This window comes from Algihabitans albus (assembly GCF_003572205.1).
Classification (GTDB): Bacteria; Pseudomonadota; Alphaproteobacteria; order Kiloniellales; family DSM-21159; genus Algihabitans; species Algihabitans albus.
On the sequence record NZ_QXNY01000011.1, the window covers coordinates 1 to 15,985 of the forward strand.

A 15,985-nucleotide genomic window follows, 5' to 3' on the forward strand; every position below is an offset into this window, starting at 1 on the left:
CGACGTAGCCCGTCCCGATCACCGCTACGTGCATCGCTCAACCCCTTTCATAACCCCTGAAGACGGCATCTGCGCCGCCGTTTCGATCACTCAGACACCCGCCGGGATCACCGCGCCTCGACGCTGCGACACTTCAGCGAAGCATCTGCCCGACCAGTCGAAAATTCTTGATCTGCCACGTCAGACGGGAGGCGCTGATCGCCGAGGCCATGGTGCGGACCGGCGGCGGCGGCGTCTCGTCGAGTTTGCTTCTAATCGCTCCGGACAGATCACCGCACTTCGGGTGATCGAGAATCGTCTGCCAGGCGCGCCGTTGATTCCACGTCAGGCGCGGCAAAGCGCGGATGCGCTCAAGCAGCCCGTCCTGCGGCAAGGTCCGAACCCCCTGCAGGTCGCCCGCGACCTGCAGGGCCGCCATCGTCCGAACGCAGGTCTCGCAGTCGCCGCAATTGCTGCCAAGCCGATCGCTGCGCAGACAAACCTGCAGGTAGTCTCGCGCCGGAGGATAGCTGCCGAGCGCGGCAATCTTGTCGATCCAACGCGCTGGGGAGTCGTCGCAGACGATCTCGACGGCACTGGACGACCAGCTCTCGGTCAGGATCGGATGAGATGCCCAGGGTAGAGTTCCACCGAACGCCGCCACGTCGCTTCCCGGAACCAGGACGTGACCGACCTGGCCGGCCAGGCACTGGGCCATCGCGGCCAGCGTGGCACTGCGAGTGAACTCCCAGTTCACTGAGCGGAACAGACGGAGATCGCGAAGATTGGTTTCCATCTCGATGAGGAACTGCCCGGAGGTCTCGGCCAATCGGCGCAGGTGCTCCAGATTGTCCTCCTCCGTGGCGCGATCCCGACGGGGGCTGTCCAAACCTGTCACGTAGATCAGCGCATCCAACTCCGCGGTGCGCCGGCTCAAGGTGTAGAGCGACTCCAACCCATCGATGAAAAAGGCGGCACTGGCGCCAGCTCGCCTCGCCTCGCCACCATTGCCGCGTGCTTCGACCGTGCTGCCCGGCAAACGAAGGTGGCGTTCCGCGAAGGCGGCGACCTTCGGCACATTCTGCAGGAACAGCGGGTCGAGTTCGCCTTCGACCCGCAAGACGGCGTTGTAGTGCAGAGCGACCAGATAGAAAGCTGCGACCAGAGCCTCGCTGCTCTCCGCCAGGGGTACGTTCGCCTTGACGTAGAGAGGCTCGCCGCAGATCTCCGCATCCAAACGGCTGCCACCGGCTTCCGAACTCACGCGTGGAGCGCCTATTTTGAGAGTCTTCACCAGCATGGCCGGCAAACTACAGGCAACGGCCGGGACCGGAGGAAGCTGTCTTCGTGAAAAACGGGTGGCCTTGGAAGGCCGTCAAACGGTCACAAGCGGGGCACAGACGAGCGCCCGAGAGCGGGCGACTTGGAATGGTGGCTGGGCGCCCTCTCCATGACAGCTTCTAGGGCAGCTTCTAGGGCAGCTTCTAGGGCAGCAAAAGGTAGAGGCAGAGTGCGATCGGAAGCCAGGAGGCCGCGCCTAAAATCCCCCAAACGACGATCGGCGGATGCCACGGCGCGACGTCGCCCGCCTGCCCATCGCCTACCCTCCTATCAGCGCCCTTCGACAGCTCGTCTGCGCGCGGTCGCCCGCCCCATCGCACGTCCGGCTCGGCAGCAATCCGCCCCACCCCTGCCTGCATAACTTTATCCCCCTTACGCGCCCCTCGGCGCCACAGCCTTCGCTCAGCTTGGCCTCGCAAGCTTTGCCATAGGGTTAAGTCTCGCGGGGCAAAGACCGTCCCGACATCGCGAACAAGGGACACCCGCAATGGCAAATCTCTCGGAACGACCACGCGTGCTGGTCACTGGCGGCGCCGGCTATGTCGGAAGCCACGTCTGCAAAGCCCTCGCAGCCGCCGGCTTTCTGCCAGTCGTTTTCGACAATCTCTCGCGCGGTCATCGCAGCGCCGTGCGCTGGGGGCCTCTGGAAGTCGGCGATATCCGCGATCCGTCAGCACTTGGGCGGGCCTTGTCGCGCCACCGGCCGGTCGGCGCCCTGCACTTCGCCGCCTTCGCCTACGTCGGTGAATCAGTTGAGGACCCGCTGTCCTACTACGACAACAACGTGGTCGGCACCTTGACGCTGCTGAATGCGCTCAAGCTGTTCCAGGTGGAGGCGATGGTCTTCTCGAGCACCTGCGCGATCTTCGGCCAACCTGGAGCGCCGGTCATATCGGAGGATCTACCCAAAAACCCGATCAACCCTTATGGCCGTACCAAGCTGATGATCGAGTCGGCGCTGACCGACGCGGGCGAGGCCGGCGATCTGCGGTGGGTGGCCCTGCGCTACTTCAACGCCGCGGGATCCGACCCGGACCTGGAGATCGGCGAGGATCATGATCCGGAACCCCATCTGATTCCCCGCGTTCTGATGGCCGCCCGCGGCCGGGTCGGCGCTCTGGACATCTTCGGCACGGACTATCCGACGCCGGACGGGACCTGCCTGCGCGACTACGTCCATGTTTGCGATCTGGCCGACGCCCATGTCGCCGCCCTCAACCGCTTGCTGGACGGCGGTGCATCGGGGGTGTTCAACCTCGGCGCCGAGCGCGCCAATTCGGTTCTGGATGTCGTTGCCGCCGCGGAACGTGTGACGGGCCTGGGCGTGCCGGTCCGCAAGGCGGACCGCCGGCCCGGCGATCCGCCGAAGCTCGTAGCCGATTCGGCGCGAGCGCGCTCCGAACTCGACTTCCGGCCCCGCTTCTCGGCGATCGAGGAGATGGTCGAGCACGCCTGGCGCTGGCAGTGCGCGAAGGCTTAGAGACCGTCCAAAAAAGGCGAAGCGCGATGAGGCGACCTCATCGCGCTTCCTGAAATCTCTGGAAACTGCCTCGGCGGGCTGTCCTAGAGGGCGTTACGCCTGAGCGGCAGTCGATCCCGCAGAAACCCGGCCCTACTCCGCGACTTCCGCGATGGTCTGGGCTTCGGAAAGCTCGAAGGCGAGCAGCTCACGGAAGTAGGCAACGGTTGAGTCCAACCCGGTCTCCAATTCAATCGTCGGATTCCAGCCAAGGGCCTTTTTGGCCAGGGTGATGTCCGGCTGCCGCTGGAGGGGGTCGTCTTGCGGCAAGGGGCGCAGCACGACCTGGCTGCGCGAACCGGTCAGGTCGATGACCCGTTGAGCCAGCTCGAGAATCGTCATCTCCCTGGGATTTCCAATATTTACGGGCCCCGTCACCTCGTCGGGCGCGTTCATGAGACGGACCAGCCCGTCCACCAGGTCGTCGACGTAACAGAAGGAGCGGGTCTGCGAACCGTCACCGTAGACGGTGATGTTCTGGCCCTTCAGGGCCTGGACGATGAAATTCGAGACCACCCGACCATCGTTCGGCAGCATGCGCGGACCGTAGGTGTTGAAGATTCGGGCTACCCGGATATTGAGATTGTGTTGCCGGTAGTAGTCGAAGAACAGCGTCTCCGCGCAGCGCTTACCTTCGTCATAGCAAGCGCGCGGACCGACAGGATTGACGCTGCCGCGATAGCTCTCCGGCTGCGGATGAAGCTGCGGATCGCCGTAAACCTCTGAGGTCGAGGCCTGCAGAATCTTGGCTTTCACACGCTTCGCCAGACCCAGCATGTTAATCGCCCCATGCACGCTGGTCTTCGTGGTCTGCACCGGGTCGAACTGGTAGTGAATCGGCGAGGCCGGACAGGCGAGGTTGTAGATCTCGTCGACCTCGACGTAGAGGGGAAAGGTGACATCGTGTCGGAGCATTTCGAAGTAGGGCTCCGACATCAGATGAGCGATATTTTCTCGGCGTCCCGTGAAGAAGTTGTCGACGCAGAGCACCTCGCAGCCATCGGCGAGGAGCCGTTCGCAGAGATGCGAGCCCAGGAAGCCAGCGCCTCCCGTGACGAGAACGCGTTTGCGCAGCGCAACCGGCATGCCTTGGTTCCTTTCTTCTCTATCTTGGGATGCCGCCAGAAACGCGACATCGAGGATGCAGGAACCCGAGGTTCGCCCGGCTCGACCGGGCGATCCCCGGGCTAGACGGCGTTCTCCGCCTCCACCACCTTGAAGACGGTTCGGGCGAGAATTTTGATATCGAGCCAAAGCGACCAGGTCTCGATGTACTGAAGGTCGGCGGCGACCCTGTCGATCAGCTTCTGTTCGGTGTCGGTTTGCCCGCGCAGACCGCTGACTTGGGCCAGTCCGGTGATGCCAGGCGGCACGCGATAGCGCGCGTAGAAGTCTTCGACGACCTGGTCGTAGAGCCGCTCCCCGGCCTTCGCCTGAAGCGGATGCGGTCGGGGGCCCACCATCGACATCTCGCCGCGCAGCACGTTGATCAGCTGCGGCAGCTCGTCGAGGCTGAATTTGCGGATGATCCGGCCGACGCGGGTGATACGCGAATCGCCGGGCATCGTCAGGCGGCTGCCCTGCTGATCGCTGTCTTCATGACGCATGCTGCGGAACTTCAGGACACCGATCAGCCTGCCACCGTAGCCATAGCGTCGCTGCACGAAGAAGAGCGGACCCGGGCTCTCGAGCTTGACGGCCAGCGCGATGACGGCGAAGAGCGGCGCGGTCAAGAGCAACAGGCCGCCCGCGACGACAATATCCTCGATCCGTTTCAGCATCATCTGCGCGTCGTCGAGAGGCCGGCGCGCCAACTCCACCATGCCTGTGCCTTCGAAACGCAGCAGCCGGGCGTCGCCGAATCGCTCCAAACCTTCCAGGTTCAGAAGAATATCGACGGGAAGCTGCCGCAGTTCGCGCAGCCCCTCAGACAGACGGTCGACCTTATCGAGCGGTGCCGAGACGATGACGCTGTCCACCAAATCCGAGCGACAGGCCGTCAGCAGCGCGTCCAGACCGCCTTCCCGGAATTCCTCGCGGAGCCCAGTCCCGTGGGGTGCATCGTCGTAGATGCCAACCACCTGCGGTCCGTGCCGACCCAGCCCACTCCAACGGCGGATCAGGTCTCGCCCGCCAGATCCCGCGCCGAAGATAGCGACACGTTTGCGCAGCCGCCCCGCATCGGCCAGACGCTTCAATCGCCGTGCGAACAGCAGACGCGATCCGACCAGGTAGACGGCGCCAGCCGCGAAGAAGAGCGCCGCCCAGAGGCGTGAGAACTGCTCGCCGAGCTGCAGGCCGAAGCTGAGCACGATCAGCACCACCACGGACAGACTCCAGGCTGCCAGCGCGCTCCGGACCAGGACCGCGAAAGAGGGCTCTCGTTTCGAGGCGACGGCTTGCTGAATGACAAACTGAAGCGCGGCGGCAAGCAGCGCGACAAAGAGATAACTTTCGCGCGCTTCGACACCCAGGCGCTGCTCGACGACGACGAAATAGAGCAGACCGCCGAGGCCGAAGATCACGGGCAGGTCGAACGTGCGCAGGACACGATGGCTGAGATCGGGATTGACCCGAGCCAATCCCGCACGCGATCTGCCTTCGGTCCACTCGATCGAGGCCGGCATCGGCATGCCCCCTTTTTCAATGCTGCTGTCGCCGCGAGAAAATTCCGCAGCAGTTCCTTATGTCGCGGTGCAGCATCTTGAGGTGCTGGTGACAAATCAACCTCAACAAAAATAATGTTCTGCGCTCACCTTTGTTTTTTACAGGTTGTGATTTAGAGCTATATTTGCATCACACGACTTTAATCAAATTGTCCTCACAGCATCCTTGAGTCATCTCAAATAAATCACACCGACCTAGGGGCAGCGTCACGGATGTTTCGCGGGGTCGACAGGCCGGCTGCAGAGCCGGATAACCCTTGGTGCCGTCGCCAAGTCGATTTCAGCTAGGATCGACCGTCTCTTTGACGTGGTTGACGCGCGGTGGCGGACGAAGCGGAAGCAAAATCGCTTCTGTTCAGAGTCCTCCTCGCTTTCGAGGCGGAATATAGCGGGCGGGAAGGCAAGGGGTCTTGCAGTTCACACGCAGACTCGTGACGGGAACCTTGTGGTCGAGTGCCGAGACGTTGGTTCGTCAGGCGCTGAGCCTGACGGTTTTCGTGATGATCGCACGGCAGGTCGGAGCGGAAGCGATCGGCACCGTGGTTCTTGCCATGGCCCTGATCTCGGTCTTCGAGGCCGCCGTGTCCGACGGCGCTGTGGAGCGTCTCGTGCAGCGCCACGAGATCGAGCCACTGCATTTGGATAGCGCCTTCTGGGCCGTCACGATCCTGTCACTGGTTCTCGCAGGGACATTAGTGGCGATCGCTCCGGCCTTCGCGAGCCTGTTCGAGGCGGCCGAACTGTCACCGGTTCTGCAAGCTCTGGCGCTCTACCTGCCGCTGACAGCCCTGGCCGCCGTGCCGACCGCGCGCCTGAAGCGGGAGCTCCGCTTTCGCCCCTTCGCCGTGCGGGCGCTCGTCTCGCTAGCCACCGGCGGCGGCATCGGCCTCTGGCTCGCTTTCGATGGGCAGGGCGTCTGGGCCTTGGTGGCCATGCATCTAACGACGGCTGCTACGGTGCTGCTTTGCATGTGGATTGCCGCCGGATGGCGCCCTAGGTTCCGGATTTCGCGCCAACATCTGCGCGACCTCGCAGGCTACGGCGCCTTCAGCACCGGCAGCCGTCTGGTCATCATCGCGGACCAGCGGATCGCGCCCATCGTCATCGGGCTCTTCCTGGGTGTTGCGGAAGTCGGCTTCTTCGCCATGGCCCGTCGTGTCCTCGAGATGCTGATCCAGCTTCTGCTGGCGCCGGTCAACCAGGTCGCCTTACCCGCCTTTGCGCGCCTGCAGGCCGAGCCTTCTCGGATCAAGGCACTGTTGAATTTTCTCGAGCGTGCGATTGCCCTGACGAGCTTCCCGGCGCTTCTGGGCCTGGCGGCGATCGCACCCCTGGCTGTCGAACTGATCCTTGGGCCGGATTGGCTCCCGATGGTGCCCGCCCTTCAGATTCTCTGTCTCGCCGGCCTGCCGATGGCGGTCGAGTTCAACACACCCGTGTTGGCGCGCGCACTCGGTCGACCGGACCTGGTGTTGTATCAAGCGCTGATCTTCTTCGGCTCAGGCGTGATCCTCTTCCCACTCGCAGCCACCGAGTCGATCACGCTGGTCGCGGTCGCCATGCTGGCACGCCAGCTCTTCCTGGTCTGGCCGCTCCGGATCCTTCTGGTTCGCCATCTCACGGGACAGGGATTTCTGGCCCGCTATCTCCCGCTCGTTGGGATCCTCTGCTGTGCAGCGGCCATGGCGGGCGCGGTCCTTCTCGCGCTTGCCTGGGCACCGACCCAGGCTTCGGTCCTACAACTCACCGCTGCTGCCATCCCGGTGGGAGTTCTCGCCTTCGTCGCCTTCCTACTCTTGTTCGCCCGCGATCCAGTGGTAGGCTTGTTCCATGAAGCTCGACAGCGACTGAGCGCCACGCAGGCAGCCGCGGCCTCGATTGGGAGTCGGAAATGAAACGCCTTACCTTGCTCGCCTTGAAGCTTTTTCTTGTCGTTACCCTGGTATCTTGCGGAGGCGTGAGCGACCTTCCGCCAATCGAGAACGAACGCCAGTTCGGCGAGTATCTGCTCGGTCCGGGCGACGAGATCCGGGTGACGGTTTTCGGACAACCGGAACTGACCGGCTCCTACCTCGTGTCGGACTCCGGACAGGTGGCCGTGCCCCTGATCGCGGGCATCGAGGCGAGCGGTGTGACGGCCGACAACCTGGCGGAACGGATCGCCGAGGAACTGCGCAGCGCGGAGGTCGTGCTGGAACCCTCGGTGAGTGTCGAGGTTCGGACTTACCGTCCCTTCTTCATCCTCGGCGAGGTCGCCGGCCCCGGCCGCTATCCCTACGAGAGCGATATGACGGTCCTGACAGCCGTGGCGATCGCCGGTGGCTTCACCGACCGCGGACGTCGCGACCTGTTCGAGATTACGCGGGCGAGAGACGGCACCACCCTGCAAGGCCAGGCCGGACCGGAGGTCCGAATCCAACCGGGCGACGTGATCCGTGTCCTGGAGCGATACTTCTAAAGGCGGCCGGTAAGCATGCGGGGTTCGGCCCTCCTCTGCGTCGTCTGTTTGGTGACAGCCGCCGTGCCCTTGGCCGTCCAGGCACAGGAGGCCGGCGGCGCGTTGCAATTCGGTCCCACGACGGTGCGGCCGACGCTCGGCTTCGGTGTACTTGCGAACGACAACGTTAGAGCCAGCGAAAACGATGCCGCCGGCGACATTGCGGCGATCACCCAACCGGCCCTGCAGCTCAATATCGACGGCCGAGACTTCGACTGGTCTCTGCTGGGATCGGCGCGCTTCGACCGCTATGCCACGGAGACAGACGAGAACGAGGAGACTTATCGCGCCTCGACGGCGTTGGACTATACGGCCACCAACGATCTCGATTTCAACGGACGGCTGGACTTCACACGGGCCAGCGAAGATCGGACCGATGCCGATACGGATGATGGAGCGCAACGCTTCGTCTTCAACGACTTCGGCGTCAACGCCGGTGCCCGTTGGCGCTTGAATCGGATCAGTCTGGCGCCGAACGGTGGAATCACGCGGCGCGACTTCGACGACGAGATTCGGGCGGATCGTGAATTCACACGCTACGACGGCAATTTAAGAGTCGGTTTCCGGGTCTCTCCCGCATTCAGCACGTTCCTGCAGCCCGGGGTGACCTGGCGAGACTTCGACGATCCAGATGGCGGCGGTCTCGATCAGGATTCCCTCACTCATCGAGGCCTCGTCGGCAGCAGTTTCGAGTTGGGCAACCTGATCGAAGCCGAGTTCGCCATCGGCCTGTTCCAGGAAGACTTCGCCGATTCCGACCGCGAGGACTTCACCGGCCTTCAGCTGAACGGCAGCCTCACCTGGAACGTCACCCCCCTGACCGACGTGATCTTCACTATCGATCGCCGCGAAGAGACGAGTTTCGTCGAGGAAGGCAACGAGCAGGCGGACTCGCGCATCCGCACCGAAGCGCGCTTCGGGGTGGAACATGCGCTGACCAACCGCACGACGCTGGATGCAGATTTGCGACTGCGCCTTGACGACTATCAGGGTCTCCAGCGCTCGGACACCCGCTTCACGATCGGCTTGGGGGCCAGCTATCGCCTGAACCGCTGGGTCGCGCTCACCGGCAGCTATCAGTTCGATCGGCGCACGTCCGACGCGGACGATGCGGGCTTTATCCGAAACAGTCTGTTCGTCGGCCTGCGCAGCGGGCTGTAGGGCTCACGCCGCCGTTCCGGCCTGCGCCAAAGCCGATCCTGGGAGATCCGACAGCCAGGTCGCGACATAGGCCCCCGTCTTGCCGGTCCGACTCTCCCGCCAGCGCACATGGCGATGCAACAGAAGTGACATCAACATGCCGTGCAGCCGGTCGGAGTCGACCTCCGCAAAACGGCAGAGGTGCTCCGCCCCCCGGGTCACAGCCCGCTCGGCCAGACGTCGCCAAGGCCTGTAGATCGGCAAGTTCACCGGCGCGCGATCGTCCAGCCGGTGCAGGCGGCGGACCAGCGCATAGGCACGGCGATCCGCGGCCGTGTAGATCTGCGCCCAGTCGAAATGCTGTGTGGCGGCGGCAGCGTGGTCGGGCAGCACCAACGCTTCGACATCCTGCCTGACCAGCCGCAGGCTGCCCTTGCCGGGCGTGGTCGCGCCTTTATGGAAGGGCGCCTGTTCATAGAGGCAATGCGCGAGGTCGGGTGCAAGATAGGCCCGATCGCCCAGATGCTCCGCGACTCGCCCATAGGACACGCGGTCCCGCAAGACCAAGTGCAAATCCGGGTGCTGCGCCCAACGTCGCATACAGGCCTCGAACCCCTGCCTGTCGGCGAAATGAAGCGACTGCGGCAGAACCACGATCCGGTTGTTCGGAAAGGCAGCGACGACAGCCTCCCGGAAGTCCTGATGGCCCGGCCAAAGATCCCCCAGATTGCCGCCGGCGTGCAGGACGATCGTAACGGAGGGATCGAGGCGCCGCCGCAGCCACGCCTTGCCGTTGAACATCGAGGCCCGGCCGAGAACCCGTAGCCCAAGGTCGGAGAACAGCTGCTCCGCGCCGAGTTGAAGACAGAGGTCGCCGACGTTCAGATGCAGGGGATAGTCAAGATAGACGATCGGACGGTCGGCCGGCAGCAGGCGACCCAGAGCCAGAACCTGCGAGCGGAGATCCCGCAAACGCGTCTGAATCTCTTCCGTCAGAGACGGGACCGCCGTCCCGCGGAGCGTCGAGAGTGTCACCACATTCGTCGCCTCGCCTGCAAGTCCGCTAGCCATGGGCCGCTTCTTCACCGATCCGCCAATAGAGAATTGCACCGGCGAGCAGCCAAGGCGCACGGACGAACTGCCCAACAACGGCACGAAGATAGCGGGGCCAGCTGGGCAGCGGGTAAGCGCTGCGCCGATGCGGCACCAACTGGCGCAGCAAGATGGAAAGCACGTCCAGGCGGCCATGCAAAAGGTGCTTGGCGTAGAACGCGCCGCGTCCGATTCGATAACCGCGGTGCAGCCGCCGTATCTCCGGCAAAGAGCGCCGCCCATGATTATGAGACACCACGAACTGCGGATTATAGATCACCCCGAACCCAGCCCGGTAAACGCGGTAGACCATGTCGGTGTCTTCGGAGGACTTGAAGCGGCTGCCGGCACCGAAGCGTGGGTCGAACAGGCCGATTTCGTCCAGAACCGAACGCCGGATCACCATGTTGCAGCCGAGTAGAAGGCCGTGCAGATCGGCGGACCCGTTCGGCCTTTCCAGATCCGGTGAGGGCTTGATCGTCTCAGGCAGGTCGCGCGAGTTGTGCAGTCTCACCTGCCCTCCGGCCAGGCCGATCGACGGCTCGGTCTGCATCACCCGGATCGCCGAGGCCAACCAGTCGGTCGCCACCAGGCAATCGTCATCGGTAAAAAGAATGTAGTCGCCGAGACTGGCCTGGATGCCCGCGTTGCGCGCTCGGGCAAGACCCGGTTCTGCCAGGTAAACACGGCGCATTGGGATCGGACTGCCCTCGGCCGCGGAGGCGACGACTTCGGCAGTACGGTCCCGCGAGCCATTGTCTACCACCACGACGTCCACCTGCAGGCTCGGAGGACAGTCCAGGGCCCGAATAGCGGCCAGGCAGCGCATGAGATCGTCGGCCCGGTCGCGCGTACAGACAACGATCGATACCGGTGTCCGGTCGGAGCGGCCAGACCTGTTCAGAGTCTCCTGAGGCGCCGTCATGCGAAAGCCTCCTCATAGGCGGCGAAAGCCGCATCGCGCCTGTAGCGCCTATGATAGAGCTGCAACGCGGCCTCCGAGCAGGCGCGATTCACGTCGGGATCGGTCAACCGCCGCAACGGTTCGACGAAGTCGGCCAGATCGTCGCGCAGGAAACCTTCGCGTCCGTCCACTACTTCGATTCCTTCGGCACCGGTCGGGGTCGACACGATCGGCAGGCCACGCGCAAGGGCATCGATGACCTTGATCTTGACACCGGTCCCGTAAATCACCGGCGCCACCAGGGCTGTTGCCCCGGCGAGAACGCCGTCGAGATCGTCGACGAAACCGCGCAGGCGAACGCGCTCGCCCAGACTGGCAACGTGAGCCTGCAAGGCGGGACTGGCGCCACCGCCGACGATGTCGAGCCTTGCCTGCGGAAGGGCCGCAAAGAGTGGTGGCACAGTCTCGGACAGAAAGCGGGATAAGCCATAGGCGTTCGCCGGATAGCTGAGATTTCCCAGGAAGAGGAAACAGGGTGGGTCGACCGGCCGCTGTTCCGGGGAACTCTCCCGAACGCGCACGTAGGGCGGCACGCTGAAGATGTTGTCGGCGCCGCTTCGAGTCCGGAGAACATCGGCCTCCTGTTCATTCAGCAACAGACAACGGTCGAACCGGGCCGGCGCCGCGTTCTCAGCCGTCTCCATCAGGCGCATCTCGCGTTGTAGCAGGGCCCGCTGCAGACCGCGGACGCGGGCGATCCGCGCCATCCAAGCGGGCAGAAAACGCGCAAAGGTGCCGAGACTGTTGAGCTCGGCATCGGGATGCCGGTCCAAGGTCTCGATCAGGCGGGCGTAGCGCCGCGAGTAGAGATCGTCGAGATAGACGACCTTGCGCGCAGCGCCCAGGGGCAGACGATCGAGTACCGGCACGACCCGCAGCGTATCGGCAACAACGAGATCCGGCGCCAGTTTGCCGACCAGGCGCGCCAGGGTGGTCGCCGCCCCGGTCGCACCGACGGCAGCGATCTGCAGCGGTGTACGTCCCCGCAAGAGCCCCTCGACGGCCATGCCGCCGAGCCGCCGCCAGCTGGGATCGACCCGGGCTTCGTAAAGGTCGACGGCCAGCCGCTCGTGACGCTCCTGCTGCCTGGGCGCGAGATGGGCATAGACGACCCGTTCTCCCGCGGCTCGCACGCTGAGCCAATCCAGGAAACCCGACATCACGACCTTCCGACCGACATCTGTCGGCCTCGGATAGCTGGTGCTGAGAATCAGGGTCGTCATGTCGGCGCCACCAGTCGTTTCCGCTCGGCCGCGACGTAAACGGAGGCTGGACGAAGGTAGGCCGCATCTTCGGCGGGCTGGTAGGCACCATAGCGTTTCATGTTGACCTGAGTGAAGACGCAGCCAAGCAAGGGTGCGTCGAAGGCGGCCAGCAGGTCCAGCGACTGTCGCAACGCACTCCGCTTCGTCCGGTTCCAGCGGACCAGCAGAAGGCAGGCATCGACGCGTCTGACCAGAAAACTTGCATCGGGCAGTGTCAGCAGGGGCGGCGTATCCACGATCACCAAGTCGAAACGCCGCCGCGCTTCGCGAAGCAACACATCGAGCCGCGGATGCTCGAGATAAGCCAGCGGATCGACGAGATCGGCGCGCGGCCGCAGCACACGCAGGCGTCCCGCCGCGCCGCGCCACATCAGTTCGTCCAGCCGCTCGGGCGACTCCATCGCCGCCGCCAAGTCCGGATCCTCCGCACCTTCCGGCTCACCGGACGGGAAAGCCCGACTGGCATCGCGCTTGTGCAGATCCAAATCGATCAACAGGGTGCGGCGTCCGATCGCCGCCGCTTCTTGCGCCAAGCCTATGGACGTCAGGGTTTTACCTTCACCCGACTCTCCGGAACAGACCATGATACAGCGAAGGTTGGCGCTGTTGTCTCCATGGCGAATACCGGCATAGAGCCGGCGCATCGCCTGACCGAATGCGAGGTCCGGGCGCTTCTCGAGCCGGCGGCGCGCGGCCGGGGATCGCACACGGAGCCCCCGCACCCGCGGCAGAACGGCCAGCAGGCGCAGACCCGACAGACGTCGCAGCTCGGCACCGCTCTTGACGCGCTGCTCGGTCACCTCGCGTAAAACGATATAGAGACCGGCGAGCATCAAGCCCGCCGCAAGCGACAGCACGAAAAGCGCCTTGCTGTTGGGCTGAGCAGGCGAAAGAGGCGCCTTCGCCGGTGAGATCATCATGGCGGTCGGCTGTTCGATTTCCCCTGCGCCGACAAGCTGGTTCGCTTGAGTCTGGAAGCTGTCGAGAGCGGCGCGCGCAGACTCCGCGTCACGCTCGAGTTCGATCAGGCGGACATATGAATCGCGTTTACCGTCGATCTCGTCCTTCAAGGTCTGCCGCGATCCGGCGATCGACTCTTCGCGCGCACGGGCATTGGCCAAGCGCGCTTCGGCCAGCGTGACGATCTTTTGAACTTCTTCATTGATCCGGCCTCGCAACTCGACAAGCTCCCGGCTGACCGACACCACGTCGGGGTGCTGCCGCCCCAGGGTCGAGGAGACTCGGGCCAAAAGGCCCGCCATCTCGATTTCCTCGGCACGCAATCTTTGAATCAAGGGAGCATCGACGGCCAGCGAGAGCGCTTCGCTCGCCGAACCGGACTCCGCGGCGCGACGCACCTCAGAAAGCTGAGCCGCCGCGCGTGCGGTGTCGGCTTGCGCCTCAACGAGTTGGCCGGAAAGGGCGCTCAATTCCTCGAGCTGAAGACTGCCGGACTGACCCTCAAAGAGATCTTCCGTCTGCCGAAAAAGCTCTACCGCCTCAGCTCTGACAACGACCTCGGCGCGCAACTGCTGCAAACGCTCCTCGAGCCAGGTGTCGAGCGCTTCCAAGCGTGTCATGCGCTCCGCACGTTCCGCGGCGACGTAGGCTTCGGAGACGCCGTTGGCCAAACGCGCGGCAGAGGCGGCCGAGCGAGAGACGGCACCGACCTCCACCACGTAGGAACGCCCGCGCGGTTCGACCGAAACCGCCCCCTGCAGTCGAGCCAACACGATGCGCCGTTCAAGCTCGGGATTGCGCGGCCGCGCTTCCGGCGTGAGCCCGAGAAGGTTTTCCAGGCGCTCACGCCCCTGGGCAAAAGCGGCGCGCACCGGCGGTAAGACGAAATCATCCTCGAGACGAGGATTGAACTCGGGCTCTGCCGTCAACTCCAGGCGCTCGACCACGCTGTCGAGCAGACCCGGCGAGCTGAGGATCTCCGCTTCGCTCAGAACAGTCGGAAAACCCGGTTCGCCGCGCAGCTGGTCGATCCGCACCTGGAGGCTCTCCATCTGCTCCCCCCGGACCATGACCAAAGCCTGCGCTTCGTACTTCGGGATCATGGCAAAAGTGCCCAAGACCCCAAGCGTAAAGACGATCACGACAATGGCCGCGGCAGGCAACCAGTGCCGGCGGATCATGCCGAATATATCTCCGAGACCGACAGCGGCAGGCGTGTCGTTGATGGGACCCGGCAGACGGGTGGCAACGGCGTCGCTCATGACAGAGCCCCTTCGCGCGAAAGTCGACGATCGACCGGCAGCAGGTGTGCAGGTTTCGGCTGTACTGGAGCAGCCACCGGCCCGCGGCATATGAAAGCCCCTACCGCGCCGATCACCAGCGGCAGGTAGAAGATGGTTAGATCCCGGTAACCCGACACAAGTGACTGGGAAAACAAGAGACAAATCGCGATTGGCAGGAAGGGCCGAATATCGGGTCGTCGGGCCATGGCTGCCGCGGCCAGGAACAGCAGAAGCACGGGATAGTAAGTCGCTAAAAGACCGAAACCGCCACTTTCGGCCAGCGTGCGGATCACGGCGGAATCGATGCCCTTGTCAGGCACATCGAAGTCTTTCCAACTCCAGTCGACGATGTGGTTGACGTAAGGGTCGAAGAAGATCGGGTCGGACACCATGCCCGGCCCAGCCCCAAATACCGGGTGGTCGCCGGCGATAGCGATCCCCGCCACCATCTTCTCAAGTCGGCCGGCTGAGGAGAATTGCGCATCGGTCGCCGCCAGCCTGCTTTGATATATCGGGAAGAAGGCCGCGGCCAACAATAGGAAGAAGACAAGATGGCGTGCGTACTTACGCAGAGCGCCGAAGAGGTCGCGCTGCATAAGAGTCTCAGCCAGCAGCAAGGCCGGCAGGAGAAAGACGATGGTCGACGACTTCGAAGCAACATAGCCGGCCAGCAAGAGCAGCATTGCCGGCAAGGTTCGAAAAATCGGCAAGATCACACTGTCTTCGCGTTGACGTTCGAGATAGACCGCGAGCAAGGCGGGCATCATCACCGTCGCAAGCAGAGAAGCCTCGGCGGTGAAGGCCATGCCGCGCCCCCAGGGCGCGAGAAGCTCGAAATTCTGGTTGTTCGCGAGCCGAAAGGCAAAACCGAGAAAGGTCGAGGTCGCGAACTGCAGGACGGAAGCCGCCGCCGAGACCAGGGCACCGAAGATATAGCCGTTGAGAAAAGCGACACGCAGCGAACGTTCCGACAGCAGATATCCGAAGCCCAGAGCGGCCAAGGCCGCCGTCACCAGTTGGAACGTGAAGTAAAGCAGAGACGCGCCGGGATCGACCGAGGCCAAGGACGACAGAGCCAAGGCAATCCCGATCATCATCAACCAGCCCAAAGCGCCGATCGGAATACCACCGCGGGCGATCACCCCGGCCGCGATCACCGCGCCCAGCAACGGCAGGAGTGGCTGGATGCCGATTCCACCCGCGTTCAGCAGGGAGATTCCAGGCATCGTAAGGGCAACCCCGGTGGCAGCAGCGAGCAAGATCAGCAACATCGCCCGAG

At 63.9% G+C, this 15,985-nt stretch carries 12 protein-coding genes; 4 read left to right on the plus strand and 8 right to left on the minus strand.

Going from position 1 to position 15,985, the window contains the following annotated elements; all coding sequences use genetic code 11:
- Window positions 1-133 precede the first annotated feature (133 nt).
- The gene (locus DBZ32_RS21175; RefSeq protein WP_162906894.1) at window positions 134-1,243 is read right to left on the minus strand and encodes a hypothetical protein; all 1,110 of its coding nucleotides are present in this window, start codon (window positions 1,241-1,243) and stop codon (window positions 134-136) included.
- A gap of 564 nt (window positions 1,244-1,807) precedes the next feature.
- Between DBZ32_RS21175 and galE the strand changes: the two genes are divergently transcribed.
- Complete coding sequence (galE, locus tag DBZ32_RS21185; protein WP_119169270.1) at window positions 1,808-2,800, plus strand: UDP-glucose 4-epimerase GalE; 993 nt, start codon at window positions 1,808-1,810, stop codon at window positions 2,798-2,800.
- A 132-nt stretch (window positions 2,801-2,932) separates the two neighbouring features.
- Here galE and DBZ32_RS21190 read toward each other — a convergent pair whose 3' ends face one another.
- Both DBZ32_RS21190 and DBZ32_RS21195 read right to left on the minus strand, forming a co-directional pair.
- Window positions 2,933-3,925, minus strand: coding sequence for a UDP-glucuronic acid decarboxylase family protein (locus DBZ32_RS21190; RefSeq protein ID WP_119169271.1), 993 nt, complete (start codon window positions 3,923-3,925; stop codon window positions 2,933-2,935).
- Between the two features lie 101 nt (window positions 3,926-4,026).
- Entirely contained in the window at window positions 4,027-5,472 is a 1,446-nt protein-coding gene (locus DBZ32_RS21195; RefSeq protein ID WP_119169272.1) for an exopolysaccharide biosynthesis polyprenyl glycosylphosphotransferase, read from the minus strand.
- 443 nt (window positions 5,473-5,915) lie between these two features.
- On the opposite strand from DBZ32_RS21195, the gene DBZ32_RS21200 reads away from it, so the two are divergent.
- Genes DBZ32_RS21200 through DBZ32_RS21210 form a run of 3 tightly spaced genes read left to right on the plus strand, consistent with a single transcriptional unit; the run spans window position 5,916 to window position 9,163 of the window.
- On the plus strand, window positions 5,916-7,400 hold the full coding sequence (locus tag DBZ32_RS21200) for a lipopolysaccharide biosynthesis protein (RefSeq protein ID WP_119169273.1): 1,485 nt from the start codon (window positions 5,916-5,918) through the stop codon (window positions 7,398-7,400).
- Window positions 7,397-7,963 (plus strand): polysaccharide biosynthesis/export family protein, encoded by a 567-nt coding sequence (locus DBZ32_RS21205; RefSeq protein ID WP_119169274.1) that lies wholly within the window; start codon window positions 7,397-7,399, stop codon window positions 7,961-7,963. Before DBZ32_RS21200 ends, DBZ32_RS21205 begins: the two co-directional genes overlap by 4 nt.
- 15 nt (window positions 7,964-7,978) lie before the next feature.
- On the plus strand, window positions 7,979-9,163 hold the full coding sequence (locus DBZ32_RS21210; protein ID WP_119169275.1) for an outer membrane beta-barrel protein: 1,185 nt from the start codon (window positions 7,979-7,981) through the stop codon (window positions 9,161-9,163).
- 3 nt (window positions 9,164-9,166) lie between these two features.
- Here DBZ32_RS21210 and DBZ32_RS21215 read toward each other — a convergent pair whose 3' ends face one another.
- Genes DBZ32_RS21215 through DBZ32_RS21235 form a run of 5 tightly spaced genes read right to left on the minus strand, consistent with a single transcriptional unit; the run spans window position 9,167 to window position 15,977 of the window.
- Complete coding sequence (locus tag DBZ32_RS21215) at window positions 9,167-10,213, minus strand: polysaccharide pyruvyl transferase family protein (protein ID WP_162906896.1); 1,047 nt, start codon at window positions 10,211-10,213, stop codon at window positions 9,167-9,169.
- Entirely contained in the window at window positions 10,206-11,159 is a 954-nt protein-coding gene (locus DBZ32_RS21220; RefSeq protein ID WP_119169277.1) for a glycosyltransferase family 2 protein, read from the minus strand. The genes DBZ32_RS21215 and DBZ32_RS21220 overlap by 8 nt, the downstream gene beginning before the upstream one ends.
- Window positions 11,156-12,421 carry a glycosyltransferase gene (locus DBZ32_RS21225; RefSeq protein ID WP_119169278.1) on the minus strand — a complete coding sequence of 422 codons (1,266 nt, stop codon included), beginning with the start codon at window positions 12,419-12,421 and terminating at the stop codon, window positions 11,156-11,158. Before DBZ32_RS21225 ends, DBZ32_RS21220 begins: the two co-directional genes overlap by 4 nt.
- Window positions 12,418-14,685 carry a GumC family protein gene (locus DBZ32_RS21230; protein WP_162906897.1) on the minus strand — a complete coding sequence of 756 codons (2,268 nt, stop codon included), beginning with the start codon at window positions 14,683-14,685 and terminating at the stop codon, window positions 12,418-12,420. The genes DBZ32_RS21225 and DBZ32_RS21230 overlap by 4 nt, the downstream gene beginning before the upstream one ends.
- The gene (locus DBZ32_RS21235; RefSeq protein WP_119169280.1) at window positions 14,682-15,977 is read right to left on the minus strand and encodes a hypothetical protein; all 1,296 of its coding nucleotides are present in this window, start codon (window positions 15,975-15,977) and stop codon (window positions 14,682-14,684) included. Before DBZ32_RS21235 ends, DBZ32_RS21230 begins: the two co-directional genes overlap by 4 nt.
- Window positions 15,978-15,985 lie beyond the last annotated feature (8 nt).